Source organism: Desulfovibrio sp., from assembly GCF_009712225.1.
Taxonomy (GTDB): domain Bacteria; phylum Desulfobacterota; class Desulfovibrionia; order Desulfovibrionales; family Desulfovibrionaceae; genus Desulfovibrio.
This window is the reverse complement of sequence record NZ_WASP01000006.1, coordinates 374,428-387,995: the sequence shown is the minus strand read 5'-3', so window position 1 is coordinate 387,995 and position 13,568 is coordinate 374,428. Positions and strand designations below refer to the sequence as shown.

Below are 13,568 nucleotides of genomic sequence, written 5' to 3'. Positions count from 1 at the left end.
TGAAGTCGGGAACCAAGCGTATCAACGGTTGGACGTTTGTTATGCATCGTCGCACCGTTGCGCCATTCCGTGCGCAGCTAGGCAGGCCAGTATCCATACTACGGCCCCAGCCAGCAGGCCAAGTACAGGAGCAAGCGCCAGCGCGCCCACCAGCCAGTCCAGTATGCGCTGAGGAGCTTCGTAGCCAAGGGTTTGCAAAGAAAATTCTGTCAGCCAGTTGCCATTGCGCAGCCTGTAACCCAGCAAAACCCCAAGTCCCGGCACAAAAGGCGGCCACGTGAGCGGAATCATGGCTAGTGCACAAAGCCTGCTCAAGCGCAGCCAGCCTATGCACAACAAAAGCAGAATGCTCTGCAAGCCCGGCAAAGGCAGTGTGGAAACCGCTATGGCCACCGCAGCCGAACGTCCGAGCTGCCACGGTGTTGCCCTGTCTGCAAGCAGACGACGCAGTGAATCCATGGGCCGCAACAAGGAGATACGGCCCTGCTCATCCACATTGTGCTGACGAAAGGGCACCGGCACCAGCGCACGTATGGTGAGCCGCGTATTCAACAGAGAAATGCGAACATTGTCCTTGAATGCCTTGAAGTGTGAAACACGTTCTTCCCGCGGTGGATAATACACCCGAATGTCTATTTCATGTACTTCAAATCCGGCCCAGACGGCGCGTACCAGCACCTCTACCTCAAAGGCGTAGCCAGGCTCGGTAAATTTCAGACAGTCCAGCAAGCGCAAAGGATAGGCGCGAAAACCGCTCTGCATGTCGCGCACCCGGGCACCGGTCTGCACACGCATCCAGAATGCAGAAAATGCCCTGCCAAAACGGGACGAACCCGGCACATGCGGCACACTAAAATCGCGGCATCCCACAATAATCGCGCCGGGGTTCTGCGCAATAGCCTGAAAAAACAGCGGGATGTCTTCCGGGTAGTGTTGCCCGTCTGCATCAAGCGTAATCATGTGGGCAGCACCCAGCCTTGTGGCCTCGGCTGCGCCAGCCAGCAAGGCGACCCCCTTGCCGCCATTACGCGGCAGGCGCACAAGGGTAACGGGCAAGCCTTCCAGGCTGTCAGCACTGCCGTCTGTGGAGCCATCGTCAACCACAATAACTGTGCTGCAATGGCCCAGGGCGCGCTGCACCACATTGCGCACGCCTTCCCGGTGGTTGTACACCGGAATGACCACGGCTGTTACAGGCGGCATATGGCCTTGCCCTGCCGCCACTGCGCGCAGAATTCACGGTAAAAGGCTGGTGGCTCCATGAGCAGGTTGCCGTTCAGATCCAGCATAAGCTGGGTTGTGCTGGCGGTGGTGGTCACAAGGCCTTGCGCGTCTTCAATGCGGTATTCAAAATCCAGCACGGCAGCTTCATTCCAGAACAATTCTGCATGGATGGTGTATGTCTGACCGTACAGCAGCGGATGATGGAAATCCAGATGAAAGAGCTTGAGAGGCACCACCACGCCACTTTCGCGAAAATCGAGATAACTGATGCCATAGGCTTGCCCCATTGCTTCGCGGCCATCTTCAAGCCAGCTGGCATAACGGCCGTGCCACATGAAGCGCACGGCGTCCACCTCTTCAAACCGCACGGTGCGCGGAACACTTACGCAAAGCGAGGGTACTTCCGGCGCGCCACGGCGGCGGGTGCGTGAGGCACGGTGCATGCTCATGGGGCTGGTACCTCAACCTGCATGCGGGCAGCAAGGATTTCACCACAGTGCAGGGTACACGCCCATCGATTGTTGCGCCGCCCCTTGCTCAGGGTCAGCAGAATATCCATAGCCGGCCCGACAGGTGCGAGAAATTTTGCCTGTGGTATGCACGCCAGATCGGCAGGTTGCCCGATTGCTTCAAGTATCACCTGAACCATGAGCACCTGTACAACAGCGGGCAACACGGGATGCCCCGGGAAATGTCCGGCAAAAACAGCACTGTCTGCCGCAAAGCAAAATCTCTGACGCCACACACCCTGATCGGGCAGGTGTTCCAGCTGGCTGGCCGCCTGCAGCACGGCACGACGCATCACGCTCATAAGTGAGAAATCTCCACAAAATACATGTCCATGGTCATTCCGTCCTGCTCTGTATAAATGCCGTTCAGGCTGTCAGCTACTGGGCTGAAATGCGCGTTCCACCCCTTGCCCTCAAGCTGAAACTGCGCAGGGTTCTGACCTAGGGCAGGCAATATTCTGTAAACGGCCACACCAGTACGGAACAGCAGGCCAGTGGCCTCCCCGCCCATGCCTTCCGCCGGGGTGCATTCCATTTTCACAGGTTGCACGCCTGCTGCACCCTTTGGCCCGCTTGCTGGTTTGGCATCTGCACTGTACGTGCAGACCCCCAGAGTTCTGCCATGCGGAAGAATAAGTGCCAGGCTGCCGCCAGATTCGCTCATCTGCACTTCACCCTGCACGGGTATGCTCTGCCCGCCAATGCCCAGACGCGCGCCAAACTGGGCCACAAACGAAATATGTTGCTGCCCTGCCTCATGCTGCGGCAACAGCACCACGCGTTTATGCGTGCCGCAACCGGCAAGCACGGCCAAAATCAGCAACAGGCCTGTGCAACGAATGGCGTTCATGCCTGTTTTCCTTCTACCCGGCAAAGCATCGGCAAAAGCCACAAAGCCACTGGAACTTCCACAATCAAGCCCCAGAAAATCACTTCGCCCATAGCTTTGAGAGCAGGATGCTGGGCGAGGGCCAGCAATCCCATACCTGTAAATGTAGTAAGTGAAGACACAACAACAGCCCGCTCTACCCCCATTTTTACCCCACTAACAAGGTCGTGGGTAACCACTATACCGTGGTCTGCCGCAAGACCCAGCACAAGCGGCATTGCCGCCATGCCCGCCAGCGTCAGCGGATGGCTGGTAATGGACATCCACGCAAGGATACAGGCAACGGAACATAACGGTGGCAAAGATGCAAGCAGGGTTCGTGGCACATCGCGAAAATACAGAAACAGAAGCGTCAGGCAGGCAAGCCAGGCCAGCGGCACAAGCCTTTTTTCCATATCAAGCTGCTGCAACAGAGTTGCTTCAAGTTCGCCTGGGGCCAGCGCCGTTGTTAGCTCGGCAAGGGCTGGTTCCAGGCGGCTCACATCCGCCTTGCTGGTGGTAAAGAGCAAAAGCCTCGCCACCGAATCATCGGCATTCGGCCCATGCAGAAACACGTCCATCATTTCGCCAAGGCCTGCGGCGCGCAACACAGACGGGTCAAATTCTGCCACAGGGCGTTCAATCAGCTGTATAAAGGGAACAAATGCTTCTACCGTAAATCCATGGCGTTGCGCGGCCGATATCAATTGAGCCCGCACACGCGGCCCCTCAGCTGCGGCAAAGGCTTCCCACCGCATTACGTTGGCCTGCGCCTGCTCTTTCGATGGCCACACATCAGTAAGCGTACCGAGCTTGTTCTCTGGTTCAAGGGCTCGTAGCGATGACACCACGGCGCGCCCGTGGGCCAGGGCTGCATCCGTATTTTTTCCTTCAACCACAAGAATATTGCTATCGCGCGATCCCCATACGGCCTTGAGTTTTTCGCCGTCCTGTTGCAACTGCGCCATGTCCGCCCCCATTGTGCGAGGCGAAACATCAACCTGCACAATGGAAAAAAGCGCATAACACAGCAGCAACAAGGCAGAAATACTCAAAAAAACGCGCAGCCCTGCAGGCCTGCGTGGATCAGTGTTCTGCTTGTGCACAGGAAGGGCTGGGGTGTTGAACCAAGGGCAAACAGGAAGCACAATTACAGCCAGCGCAAAGCCGGCACTCAATGTCAGCAGGGCAAACAAGGCCAGCTGGCGCACGGCCGGAATACCCGAAAGCAGCAATACGGCAAAGCCAGAGGCGTTGACCAGATACCCCTGAAACAGGGGCGGCGTGATATGCCCCAGCACACTTTCTGCCGAATCACCACTGCGCAGGGCAAAGTGCATATGCACGGCGTAGTCTTCTGCCACGCCAAGAACAGATGCGCCAAAGCCCAGCGCCAGACCGGACAGCGCGGGTGAAAGCAGGGTCATCCCCCCAAGGGCAAAACTGGCTGCAAATGCTGGCACCAGCATAAGCCAAAGCACGCCGCGTGAGCGCACCAGCAGTGCGTATACCAGTACGAACCCCAACATGGAAAAAAAGACAATATTGGTAATATCGCGCTGGATAACCTGCGCATTGACTGCACTGTGTCTGTGCCCACCCACCACAAGCCCCTGCATGTCTGATGCAAGGTTTTTCTGCATGGATGCATGAACAGCGTCCATCAATAGAGCCGCCGCGCTGACATCGTGCAGGGAATGGGCAGGTCGCAGTACCAGCAGCAGGTGCTTGCCATCCGCGCTCACTGGATAGCCCAGCACAGGGTCTGGCATGGCACCGGCATGTTCGGCTGGCAAACGCGAGAGTATACGCTGGCGCAACCCAAGAGGATCGGCTCGCAACCATTCCTGCGCCGGGCCGGCTGCAAGAAGGCTGTTCAGATTGTCGTGGGCCGCGCGTACAGACGTATCAATCTGTGAGGCGCTGGTTGCTGTTTGCAGCTGGGCAAGCGTGGCCTCGTCCGTAAAGTACGGCAGCAAAGCCATGAGCGCCTGTGCATCGGGCATGCCCATGACCCCAACCCTCTCAGCCAACTCCGGGGGCAAATCGCCCACCATGGCATCGGCAGTGCTGGCAAGCGCATACTTGCCACCGGGGCGCTCTGTAAAAAGATCAATAAAAAGCAGGCCTGAAGCCGGGGAAACATCCAGGGCCCTGGCCATGCGTCGCACCTGGGGCGCGTCGTCAGGGAAAAAGGCCAGGCTGCTGGAATCGGGCTGCATGCGGGCCGCAAGCAGGGCAAACACAGCCCAACAGACAAGAACCAGGCTGAAAGCCAAAATCTTGTGTGCACGCATCCAGCAGTGAAGCCTGACAATAAAAGGCTTGCCCATAGGCCTACTTACCATTGTTACCCGTTGTGCCCAGCGACGCGCAGGGCGCTGGCAAGGCCTCGTTGATCTGGGTGCGGTTAAAAACAATGCGCACCGAATCACCGTTGCGTTCTGTAAAGGTCAGCTGCCGCACACTCTTGAGGTCATCGGCAAACGTCACTTCAAGCCGGGCAAAAAAAGACTGGCGCAGAGGATAAAGCGTCAGTACGGGCTTGTCTGCCTGCGGGCGCTCAAGCCTGTAGGTGGCGCGCAGGGCCGCAGGATCAATGCTGATCCAGTCCAGAATATTCCGTATTATGGCTGTAATAACTGTGGATTCACGCTCGTTGGCAGGGCGCGTTGCTTCCGGCGTGCCCTCCCACAGTGCGCCCCGTCCATCCTTGTAGATAAATCCAGAAGCAAGAGGACGGGTATAAGCCCAAAGCAGGCTGTCGGTGGGTTGAAAACCGCTGGCGTCAGCAGGTCTACTCGCTTGTGTATTAGCTGCATGATCTCCACGGCGCAGGCAAAAATAGCCTTGCGAGGTCATGGGGCGGGCCAACACAGTCATGGATTTTTCCTGCATAAAATCGGCGCTCAAGCTGCCAATGCCAGCGCTTTGCCGTGCAGCTGCGTCAAGCAGAGCGTCAGCGCTGCCAACCGCCTGACTCTGCGCAGAAAAAGCTGATGCAGAAGCAAAAACCATCAAGAGGCTGGCCAGAAGCAACAGGGCCTTGGATGAGCGCATCAGGCCGATTCCTCCGGCATAAATATCTTGAACTGCCCTGTGGCCAGCAACTGCCCGTCTGCATGAACTTTGCCGTCAACCACGGCTATTTCGCCAAGCCGGGCAGAAACGCGCACCTGCACATCCAGATGCTGCCCCACCTGCGCGTCGGTGTGCACGGTCACATCGCGCAGGGCTGCAAGGTAGCCCCAGCCCGCACATGATCCGCCAGTGGCCAACAGACTGGCACCAGCACCGGCGGCAAAACACTGGGCCATTATTTCCGCATAGGCCACACGTTCAAGTTTGCCATCTGGCCGCAAAAAAGGATTGTCTTCCAGCACGGTCGCCGTTGCCCGCGCTTCTTCCGAGGTAAAGCTTTCAAGCCTGCTCAGAAGAAGCATGGGGGCACGGTGCGGCATCAGAGCCGTAAGAGACTGCTGAGAATCAGTATTCACTACTCGCCACATTCCGGCGGATGTTCTGGTCAAGAATGCCAACCCATTTGTTGTAGTTGGGGTGGATAACAGCACTGCCGTCACTCTTGGCCTTGTATTCCATATTGGTACTGGCCTTGTAGTTGATGCTGTAGTGGGAGGCCGTATAGGGAATGGACACCACCACAGTGTGCTTGTTGCGCACCATGATTGTGGCTTCAATGGTATTGACGGCAGGTTCAGAAACACGCCAGCCGCTGTCAGCGCAAGCTTTTACTATTGCATCATGCATCTTTTTTTCGGAAATATTCTTGCTGGCTTCGGCAGAGGGGAAGTCATAGGCAAAAGTACCTACAGGCTGACCAAACCGGCAGCCAATGGCCGCAAGAGTCAGAACCAGCACCGTAAGCAGAAGATATTTTTTCATTATCGTTATTCTCCTGTCGCATTCGTTAAATGTTTTACATAAAGGTTTCTGACATGCCGCATCATGGCCCGATGCGGTAAAAGTTCTTCAGAAAAGGTCTGTGGCCACACAGGATCAAGAAATTCCATATGGATGGTTGCAGGATAAAAACCTTTGCCACCAGGAGGAAACACCTGAAAGCTGTTGTGGATAAGTAATGGAAGCACTGGTCGCCCGGCCTTTACGGCAACATGAAAAGCGCCAGACCGAAACTTGCCCAACGCCCCGGTGCGGGTTCGGCTGCCCTCCGGAAACACAACCAGAGTAGCTCCATCACGCAGGCGCTCAAGGCACTGAGCTTCAACCTGCTCTGTGGGCAAACTCTCTGCATCAATATACTCTGCGCTGCGCATGGTGGGCGCAAAGAAAAAAAGCAGCCGGAAGGGCCAGCTTTTTGTTATCAGGCACACATTGGCCTGATCCTGCGCTGCAAGCAGATAAATATCTAAAAAAGATTGATGGTTGCATACTACAACCGAACCAGGATGCTCCACGGCCATTTGGGAGTTGCGCATACGAACCGGCAACCACGGCCGCAGCAAAAACAGCGTCGAGCGGCCATACAGCCAGATATACCGCCTGTTGGCCGAGCACATGGTTCTGGGAAAAACCGCATGTAACACTGCAATACACAGCGTCATGGGCAAAATAACGATTGTCCAGCAAATAAAAATTGCGCTTATGGCAATATTAGACACTATGTTACTGATCCGACTTAACGGTACCTTCATCGCGCAGGGCCTCGATGAATGCATAAATATCCCCTAGTGTCTGTATTTTCACCAAGGATTCTTTATTCTGCAATTTAAAGTTGAAGGCCTTTTCCAGCACAATGACCATATCCACGATATCCAGGCTATCCAGTCCAAGGTCTTCCTTGATATGCGCCGACGGAACAAGCTGTTCTGGGGACAATTCAAACTCTTCACTCAAGGCCGCGTCAATCGTCTCTCTAATTTTATTATCGTTCATTCTTTTCCACATTCATTGAATTTTCATGCAACCTATCAAAAATGATAGTGCAATTGCAACCACCAAGTGCAAAACTATTTTTTAATACCAATCCACTTGGTTTATACATCTGTTTATTCATGTGATTCAGATTTCCACATCTAACATCGGGTTTTTGTAATCCGCGTGTCGGAAAAAAGGTGGACGTCTGCAGCATTTCTATGCACAAAATACTTTCCAGCGCGCCGCTGGCCGCCATGGTATGCCCCAAGTGCCCCTTGAAACTGCTGACGGGCATTGAAGAGCCAAAAACGGCCTCGATGGCCTGCCCTTCCGCGATATCGCCGAATTCAGTAGCTGTAGCGTGGGCGTTTACATAGGCCACATCCTGCGGCTGGGCATCGGCATCTTCAAGAGTTCTGCGCATACAGTCGGCTATGGCGGCCGAGTCTGGCTGGGCAATGCTGCCGGGCGAGGAGGACATGGCCGCGCCGCGTATTTCGGCCAGTATGGGTGCATTGCGGGCTTGCGCGTTCTCCAGGCTTTCCAGCAGCAGAATGCCCGCACCCTCTCCACAAACAATGCCTGTGCGATCCATATCAAACGGACGCGAGGCACAGTCAGGGTCTTCCACATGCGAGGCAGCGCCCAGGCGGTCAAACGTGGCAGATGTCAAAAGATGGAATTCGTCCGCACCGCCGCAGAGCATCATTTCCTCACGTCCTGCCGCGATGGCCTCAAAACCGAGACACAGACTCATAAGGCCTGAAGCGCAGGCTGCTGCAGGTGCAAGGGTGCGCCCGGCGCATCCACAAGCCAGGGCCACATTGGCGGCAACCGTGTGGCTCATGACCTTGAAAAAAACGGTACTGCGCATGCTTTCAACGCTGTGCTCACGCAAAAACATTTCAAAAAATTCGTGCAGCATGGTGGGGCTGCCCACGGTTGAGCCAACCGCCACGCCCATACGCGGCTCGGGGCGCGTGCTCAGTCCGGCACTGGTCAAAGCCTCCCAGGCGGCCAGGCAGGCAAAAATGGACATGGGCGACATGGACCGCCGCAATTCACGGGGAATACGTTTTTCCTGCAACGGAGGCACCAGGCCGGCAACCCGGCACGACAAACCCTCAAGTTTGTACTCTGGCAGAGGGGAAAGCGCGCAACGGTTTTGGCTCACACCATCGTACATGGCAGGCACACCCTCGCCAAATGGCGAAACCGCCCCCATGCCAGTAACGACTACTCGTCTTCCGCGCATTCCCTGAACTCCTTGAGAACGTTATCGTGACCAAAGGAAAACCCCACGGCCAGCGCGGCGCTGACCATGCCGCCAAGCACACCGGGCAGCAGAATATTCTGCCCGGCCAGAAACAGCCCCGGTAAACGGGTGACAGGCAGCATGGGCATGGCGCCCATATGGTGCTGCACACCGTAGAGGCTGCCCGTTGCACCATGAACCCAGTGTCGCATGGTCAGCGGGCTTGCAGCATCCAAAACCCGCCAGTGCCCTGCCAGTTCCGGCAGGCGCTGTTCAATGTATGCCTGTAATCGGGCAGAGGCCTCACGCTTCCACCCCACATAGCAGACCGGTCGCGGATGGGGGTTGCCAACGGGCAGGTCGTTGTTTTCCATTAGAGCAACGGCCATCACGGCTTTCCTGCCATCTGCCTGCGGCCTGTCGCAAAAAAGATACACGCTGGGTTGCGCGCTCTCCACCCCGGGGAACAATTCTTGCGCCGAAGGATGAGGCAGAAGGTAGATGCTTTCGTTTTCATCCAGACAATCACGGGTTTCGGCAAACAGCAGCATTGCAGAACGTGTTTCGGGCAGTTCGCTTATGCGGTGCAGATAGGCCGGGCGCACAAGCCCCCGGGGAATCAGCTTTTCAAGCTGCGACGGGTGCCCGGTAAAAAAACAGCGCTCGCAGGCAAGGCTAGAGCCATCGCCCAGATGCACGCCGCGTACACCCTGCGCCTTGTCAGCATCAATACCTGTAACGGTGGCATTGCAACGAATGGTTACGCCCTGCTCATTGAGGCAGGCTAGAAGCGCCTCAACCAGCGCCAGCCCACCACCTTGCCACGAACCGCTGGACTGAAAATACGGCCCGGCCACAAGGGAATATTCTTCAAGTGAAGATTCTTCAGGACGCACACCATATAAAAGGCACCGTGTGCCAATCATGGCCTGCAAATGGGCAGGAAAGCCCGCGGATGCAGTATACTGGGCAATGCTGCCCGCGCTGTTGAGCGCAAACGCAGGCTCGGCCCGCACGGCAGGGTTGAGGTAGGGAGAATGGCCCAGCTCTGCATCCATAAGACGCAGGAATGTAGCCATGGCCGCGCCTGATCCCGGAAACTGCCACTCAACAGTCTCTTCTACGACACCGTGCCCAGCGGGAAGGCAATAAACCTGCCCATCAGCAAAGTGAAAAACCTCGGTGCGATGAGTCGTGACCTGCTGCAAATGCCTTTCTACACCCAGCGCCCGCAGCCAGCGGCGCAACACGCCCCCGGCATGCAACCCGCCGCCACAGTGAAAGCCCGTGTCAAAATACAGGCCCTCACGCCAGAAACCGCGTAACAGAGGGGCAACCCGCGCTCCCGCCTCCACAACCGTAACATCGTGCCCTTGGCGCGCCAGCAGCAGAGCGGCGGTCAACCCGGTAATGCCGCTGCCTGCAACCACGCAGCGCATCAGCCGAGCCTCAGGGCAATACTGGCGTTGCTGCCGCCAAAGCCTGCCGCATTGCTCAGCACCACACGCGGAGGTTGTTCCCGCCTGCGAACAAGTACGGGAATACCGGCGGTATCCTCGTCCGGCCCTTCATAATTTATGGTGGCAGCCGTAAAACCCGCCTGTGCCATAATAACGGCATAGGCCACCTGAGCCGCGCCAGACATCCACAGCTCATGCCCGGTGAGGCTTTTCAGCGCCATGACATCGGGGCAGCCAGAGCCGAACACAGCGCGCAGGTTGGCTGCCTCTGCGGCGTCACCTTGCGGGGTGGATGTGGCGTGCGCGTTGACAACATCCACATCAGCTGTGTTCAGCCCGCCCTCTGCCAGAGCCATGCGCATGGCCCGCGCAAGGCCTGTACGGCTGGGTACGGAAAGGGTTTCGCCATCCGCGCTGCAACCAAATCCCAGCACTTCCGCCAGAATGGGGGCATTACGCTTGCGGGCCGTGTCATAATCTTCGAGCAACAGGGCCGCAGCACCGCCACTGGGAACCAGTCCATCCCTGCTTTTGTCAAAGGGGCGTGAGGCCTCAACCGCCGGGGTGCGTACAGAAAAAGCCCCCAAACCGTCAAAGGAGCAGACTGACGGCCAGTTTAGTTCCTGTGCCGCCCCGCAGACCACGCTGTCGAGTCTCCCAAGGCGAATCTGGTCTGCCGCCTGGCCGATGGCATACGCACCGCTGGCGCAGGCAGCGCTTACCGTCCAGCTTGGGCCGGTGTTACCGAACAGCACATTAAGATTCATGGTGATGGTGGAATTCATGCAGCGAAAGACATGTCCGCTGCCCATACCAGAGGTACAGCCTGCTTCCAGCAGTGCGGCCTGCTGATCAACAACAGACTGCACGGTGGAGTCATTGCCAAAAACAAGACCGTATCGGTCTGATCGCAGATCCTCTGGCGCAAGCCCGGCCTGATTCAGGGCATCAAGAGTTGCCGCATGCGCCTGAATGGCAAAATCAGGCATGCTCTTGCGCTGCTTGCGGGTAAGATGGCGCGCGCCGTCAAACCCATCAATACGCCCGGTAAGCGGGCTGCGAAATCCCTGCTCCAGCCGCTGTGGCTCGGCCACAATGCCAGAAACTCCATTATACAGCGCATTGGCTACCTGATCGCGGCTCACGCCCAGAACAGATACCAACCCCACGCCAGTTATGACAACTCGCCGCATCGGGCCTCACATGTACAATCCGCCGTTGACGGACAGTACCTGCCCGGTCACGTACGATGACAGATTTGAACACAAAAAACGCACGCACCCTGCCACTTCTTCCGGCAAACCCGGCCTGCCGAGGGGCACGCTTTTCATATATTCGTCTACGGGCAGCCCGGCAGTCATCTCTGTGCTGATAAAACCAGGGGCCACGGCGTTAACAAGTACGTTGCGCCGCCCAAGCTCGCGGGCAAGGGCGCGGGTTGCGCCAATAAGACCGGCCTTGGCGGCAGAATAGTTAACCTGACCGGCCATGCCAGCCTGCCCCGAGGTGGAAACAATGTTTACCACACGCCCTGTGCGTGCCCGCTGCATACGAGGCACAACCTTGCGTGATACATGAAAAAACCCGTTAAGATGCACCCCAATAACAGAATCCCACTGTTCTTCGGACATAAGGCCAAAAACAGTATCGCGCGCAAAGCCCGCGTTGTTGATCAGGGCATAGGGTGTTTCTGCCGCCAGCAGAGGATCAAGGGCGGCTTCCACCGCATTTTTATCCGCCACGTCAAATGGCAACAAAACGCATCTGCGGCCCAGAGCCTCAATATCGTCGCGCACGGCCTCGGCCGCGTCGTGGTCGTTACGGTAATTAAGCCAGATATCAAAACCATCGGCTGCCAGACCAAGAGCAATGGTCTTGCCAATTCCTTTGCTTGCACCAGTTATCAGGGCAATGGGCGAATTTTGCATTTGCTCCCCTGCTTGCATGTTTGCATGCCTTTATTTATTAAAAAGGGCATCAGATAGGATATCAACAGCATATACAAGACAATCGGTTAAAACAACTCTCAATTTAGGATGGAATCCATCATGAGAATTCTTGCAGTAGCGCTAATCGCCACATTTTTCTTTTCTTTTGGCTGTAGCTGGGTTGGCAGAACAGCTGGCAAGGCTTCTGCTAAAATAGAAAGAAAGGTTGATTCTGTTCAGCAGGGCTATAAAGATGGCTATAAGGATGAGCAGACCAAGTAAACTGGCTTGAGCTGGCTTTGCAATGCGTAGCAACATACAACCAACATCCGCATATTGCTGCAACCTCAGGCGTCAAAGCTGTCTCAGTCAAGGCTCCATCCTTATTTATGGCAGCCACACATATGTTTACTTCCCCCATTGACCGAATATCTAGCATATGCCAGTTTTTATGAAAGCATAAACAGGCCCGCCGCCTCTGCCAGCGGCTGTGGCCGTGCGCACCACGCTGATGCATGAGCCCGCGCAGGCTCCCACAAATCAAGGAGTTCGTATGAGCACCGGTATTTTGATTGGCATTGGGGCTGCCGTGGTTGTATTTGCGGTCGTTGTGGGGCTTTACAATGCGCTGGTGCGCGGCAAAAACATGGTGGAAGAAGCCTGGAGCAGCATAGATGTGCAGCTCAAACGCCGGCACGATCTGGTGCCCAACCTTGTCAGTGCCGTCAGACAGTACGCCAGCCACGAAAAAGGCCTGTTTGAAGAAATAAGCGCCGCGCGCGCCCGCAGCCTTTCTGTACAGGGTGATGTTGCGGCGCAGGCCAAGGCGGAGAGCATGCTCTCCGGGGCTTTGAGCAGGCTGTTTGCCATTGCGGAATCCTACCCCGAGTTGAGAGCCAGCGAAAACTATCAGCAGTTGCAGCAAAGCCTCGCTACTCTTGAAGACGAAATCCAGATGGCCCGGCGCTATTACAACGGCGCTGCAAGGGAACAGAACGACCGCGTTCGGCAGTTTCCCGGCAATCTGGTGGCCGGATTTTTCCACTTTGCCCCGGTGACATATTTTGAGCTTGATTCACCAGCAGAGCGGGCAGTTCCCGATGTTGGTGCGCAATAGCCCCAAAGAAAGTTTGGTCCGCAGCCTGTGGCGGCAGATTCTGTATCTGGTTGCTGTCTTTCTGGTGGCTGGGTTACAGCTCTGGTTTTCTGGCGTGCTGCTTATGGTACGACGCACAGATGCCCTGATTGGCGGCAATGCTGCTGCGGGTTTGATCTGGCTGTGGTACGCCTGGCTGTGTTACAGGCGCGACAACTTTGCGCGGATGGCCCTGTCGTTCATGGGCCTGCTTGGCTCTATGGCGCTGGCGGCTCTGGGCCTGGCAGACATACTTTTCTAAACACCCGCCTGTTTGCCACGGCGCAACCCCA

Annotated in this window: 17 protein-coding genes; 3 read left to right on the top strand and 14 right to left on the bottom strand. The window is 56.5% G+C overall.

Annotated features, from left to right (window positions below):
• Window positions 1–39 precede the first annotated feature (39 nt).
• From F8N36_RS07115 to fabG, 14 genes are all read right to left on the bottom strand, one after another.
• Complete coding sequence (locus F8N36_RS07115; RefSeq protein WP_291332104.1) at window positions 40–1,203, bottom strand: DUF2062 domain-containing protein; 1,164 nt, start codon at window positions 1,201–1,203, stop codon at window positions 40–42.
• Entirely contained in the window at window positions 1,191–1,673 is a 483-nt protein-coding gene (locus tag F8N36_RS07110; protein WP_291332103.1) for an acyl-CoA thioesterase, read from the bottom strand. Before F8N36_RS07110 ends, F8N36_RS07115 begins: the two co-directional genes overlap by 13 nt.
• On the bottom strand, window positions 1,670–2,035 hold the full coding sequence (locus tag F8N36_RS07105; RefSeq protein WP_291332102.1) for a hypothetical protein: 366 nt from the start codon (window positions 2,033–2,035) through the stop codon (window positions 1,670–1,672). Before F8N36_RS07105 ends, F8N36_RS07110 begins: the two co-directional genes overlap by 4 nt.
• Window positions 2,032–2,583, bottom strand: a complete 552-nt coding sequence (locus F8N36_RS07100) for a hypothetical protein (RefSeq protein WP_291332101.1) — start codon at window positions 2,581–2,583, stop codon at window positions 2,032–2,034. The genes F8N36_RS07105 and F8N36_RS07100 overlap by 4 nt, the downstream gene beginning before the upstream one ends.
• Window positions 2,580–4,898 carry a hypothetical protein gene (locus F8N36_RS07095; protein WP_291332100.1) on the bottom strand — a complete coding sequence of 773 codons (2,319 nt, stop codon included), beginning with the start codon at window positions 4,896–4,898 and terminating at the stop codon, window positions 2,580–2,582. Before F8N36_RS07095 ends, F8N36_RS07100 begins: the two co-directional genes overlap by 4 nt.
• 40 nt (window positions 4,899–4,938) lie before the next feature.
• Window positions 4,939–5,661 carry an outer membrane lipoprotein carrier protein LolA gene (locus F8N36_RS07090; protein WP_291332099.1) on the bottom strand — a complete coding sequence of 241 codons (723 nt, stop codon included), beginning with the start codon at window positions 5,659–5,661 and terminating at the stop codon, window positions 4,939–4,941.
• Window positions 5,661–6,044 carry a hypothetical protein gene (locus F8N36_RS07085; RefSeq protein WP_291332098.1) on the bottom strand — a complete coding sequence of 128 codons (384 nt, stop codon included), beginning with the start codon at window positions 6,042–6,044 and terminating at the stop codon, window positions 5,661–5,663. The genes F8N36_RS07090 and F8N36_RS07085 overlap by 1 nt, the downstream gene beginning before the upstream one ends.
• A gap of 43 nt (window positions 6,045–6,087) precedes the next feature.
• A complete protein-coding gene (locus F8N36_RS07080; protein ID WP_291332097.1) occupies window positions 6,088–6,504 on the bottom strand; it encodes a hypothetical protein in 417 nt (138 codons plus the stop codon).
• Between the two features lie 5 nt (window positions 6,505–6,509).
• Window positions 6,510–7,184, bottom strand: coding sequence for a lysophospholipid acyltransferase family protein (locus tag F8N36_RS07075; protein ID WP_291332096.1), 675 nt, complete (start codon window positions 7,182–7,184; stop codon window positions 6,510–6,512).
• A 61-nt stretch (window positions 7,185–7,245) separates the two neighbouring features.
• Window positions 7,246–7,515, bottom strand: coding sequence for a phosphopantetheine-binding protein (locus F8N36_RS07070; protein ID WP_291332095.1), 270 nt, complete (start codon window positions 7,513–7,515; stop codon window positions 7,246–7,248).
• Complete coding sequence (locus F8N36_RS07065) at window positions 7,505–8,752, bottom strand: beta-ketoacyl-[acyl-carrier-protein] synthase family protein (RefSeq protein ID WP_291332094.1); 1,248 nt, start codon at window positions 8,750–8,752, stop codon at window positions 7,505–7,507. Before F8N36_RS07065 ends, F8N36_RS07070 begins: the two co-directional genes overlap by 11 nt.
• Window positions 8,734–10,191: an FAD-dependent oxidoreductase gene (locus F8N36_RS07060; RefSeq protein ID WP_291332093.1), complete on the bottom strand. Its 1,458-nt coding sequence runs from the start codon at window positions 10,189–10,191 to the stop codon at window positions 8,734–8,736. The genes F8N36_RS07065 and F8N36_RS07060 overlap by 19 nt, the downstream gene beginning before the upstream one ends.
• Window positions 10,191–11,405 carry a beta-ketoacyl-[acyl-carrier-protein] synthase family protein gene (locus F8N36_RS07055; RefSeq protein WP_291332092.1) on the bottom strand — a complete coding sequence of 405 codons (1,215 nt, stop codon included), beginning with the start codon at window positions 11,403–11,405 and terminating at the stop codon, window positions 10,191–10,193. Before F8N36_RS07055 ends, F8N36_RS07060 begins: the two co-directional genes overlap by 1 nt.
• A 6-nt stretch (window positions 11,406–11,411) precedes the next feature.
• Window positions 11,412–12,140: a 3-oxoacyl-ACP reductase FabG gene (gene fabG / locus F8N36_RS07050; protein WP_291332091.1), complete on the bottom strand. Its 729-nt coding sequence runs from the start codon at window positions 12,138–12,140 to the stop codon at window positions 11,412–11,414.
• Window positions 12,141–12,260: 120 nt separating this feature from the next.
• Between fabG and F8N36_RS07045 the strand changes: the two genes are divergently transcribed.
• The 3 genes from F8N36_RS07045 to F8N36_RS07035 all read left to right on the top strand — a co-directional run bounded on the left by F8N36_RS07045 (window position 12,261) and on the right by F8N36_RS07035 (window position 13,537).
• Entirely contained in the window at window positions 12,261–12,422 is a 162-nt protein-coding gene (locus F8N36_RS07045) for a hypothetical protein (protein ID WP_291332090.1), read from the top strand.
• Between the two features lie 271 nt (window positions 12,423–12,693).
• Window positions 12,694–13,257, top strand: a complete 564-nt coding sequence (locus F8N36_RS07040; protein WP_291332089.1) for a LemA family protein — start codon at window positions 12,694–12,696, stop codon at window positions 13,255–13,257.
• Window positions 13,241–13,537, top strand: a complete 297-nt coding sequence (locus F8N36_RS07035; RefSeq protein ID WP_291332088.1) for a hypothetical protein — start codon at window positions 13,241–13,243, stop codon at window positions 13,535–13,537. The genes F8N36_RS07040 and F8N36_RS07035 overlap by 17 nt, the downstream gene beginning before the upstream one ends.
• Window positions 13,538–13,568: the final 31 nt, after the last annotated feature.

Coding starts and splice junctions, on each gene's coding strand:
- F8N36_RS07115 (WP_291332104.1), bottom strand. CDS start 1,203: ATGCCGCCTGTAACAGCCGTGGTCATTCCGGTGTACAACCACCGGGAA.
- F8N36_RS07110 (WP_291332103.1), bottom strand. CDS start 1,673: ATGAGCATGCACCGTGCCTCACGCACCCGCCGCCGTGGCGCGCCGGAA.
- F8N36_RS07105 (WP_291332102.1), bottom strand. CDS start 2,035: ATGAGCGTGATGCGTCGTGCCGTGCTGCAGGCGGCCAGCCAGCTGGAA.
- F8N36_RS07100 (WP_291332101.1), bottom strand. CDS start 2,583: ATGAACGCCATTCGTTGCACAGGCCTGTTGCTGATTTTGGCCGTGCTT.
- F8N36_RS07095 (WP_291332100.1), bottom strand. CDS start 4,898: ATGCGTGCACACAAGATTTTGGCTTTCAGCCTGGTTCTTGTCTGTTGG.
- F8N36_RS07090 (WP_291332099.1), bottom strand. CDS start 5,661: ATGCGCTCATCCAAGGCCCTGTTGCTTCTGGCCAGCCTCTTGATGGTT.
- F8N36_RS07085 (WP_291332098.1), bottom strand. CDS start 6,044: ATGCTTCTTCTGAGCAGGCTTGAAAGCTTTACCTCGGAAGAAGCGCGG.
- F8N36_RS07080 (WP_291332097.1), bottom strand. CDS start 6,504: ATGAAAAAATATCTTCTGCTTACGGTGCTGGTTCTGACTCTTGCGGCC.
- F8N36_RS07075 (WP_291332096.1), bottom strand. CDS start 7,184: ATGACGCTGTGTATTGCAGTGTTACATGCGGTTTTTCCCAGAACCATG.
- F8N36_RS07070 (WP_291332095.1), bottom strand. CDS start 7,515: ATGAACGATAATAAAATTAGAGAGACGATTGACGCGGCCTTGAGTGAA.
- F8N36_RS07065 (WP_291332094.1), bottom strand. CDS start 8,752: ATGCGCGGAAGACGAGTAGTCGTTACTGGCATGGGGGCGGTTTCGCCA.
- F8N36_RS07060 (WP_291332093.1), bottom strand. CDS start 10,191: ATGCGCTGCGTGGTTGCAGGCAGCGGCATTACCGGGTTGACCGCCGCT.
- F8N36_RS07055 (WP_291332092.1), bottom strand. CDS start 11,405: ATGCGGCGAGTTGTCATAACTGGCGTGGGGTTGGTATCTGTTCTGGGC.
- fabG (WP_291332091.1), bottom strand. CDS start 12,140: ATGCAAAATTCGCCCATTGCCCTGATAACTGGTGCAAGCAAAGGAATT.
- F8N36_RS07045 (WP_291332090.1), top strand. CDS start 12,261: ATGAGAATTCTTGCAGTAGCGCTAATCGCCACATTTTTCTTTTCTTTT.
- F8N36_RS07040 (WP_291332089.1), top strand. CDS start 12,694: ATGAGCACCGGTATTTTGATTGGCATTGGGGCTGCCGTGGTTGTATTT.
- F8N36_RS07035 (WP_291332088.1), top strand. CDS start 13,241: ATGTTGGTGCGCAATAGCCCCAAAGAAAGTTTGGTCCGCAGCCTGTGG.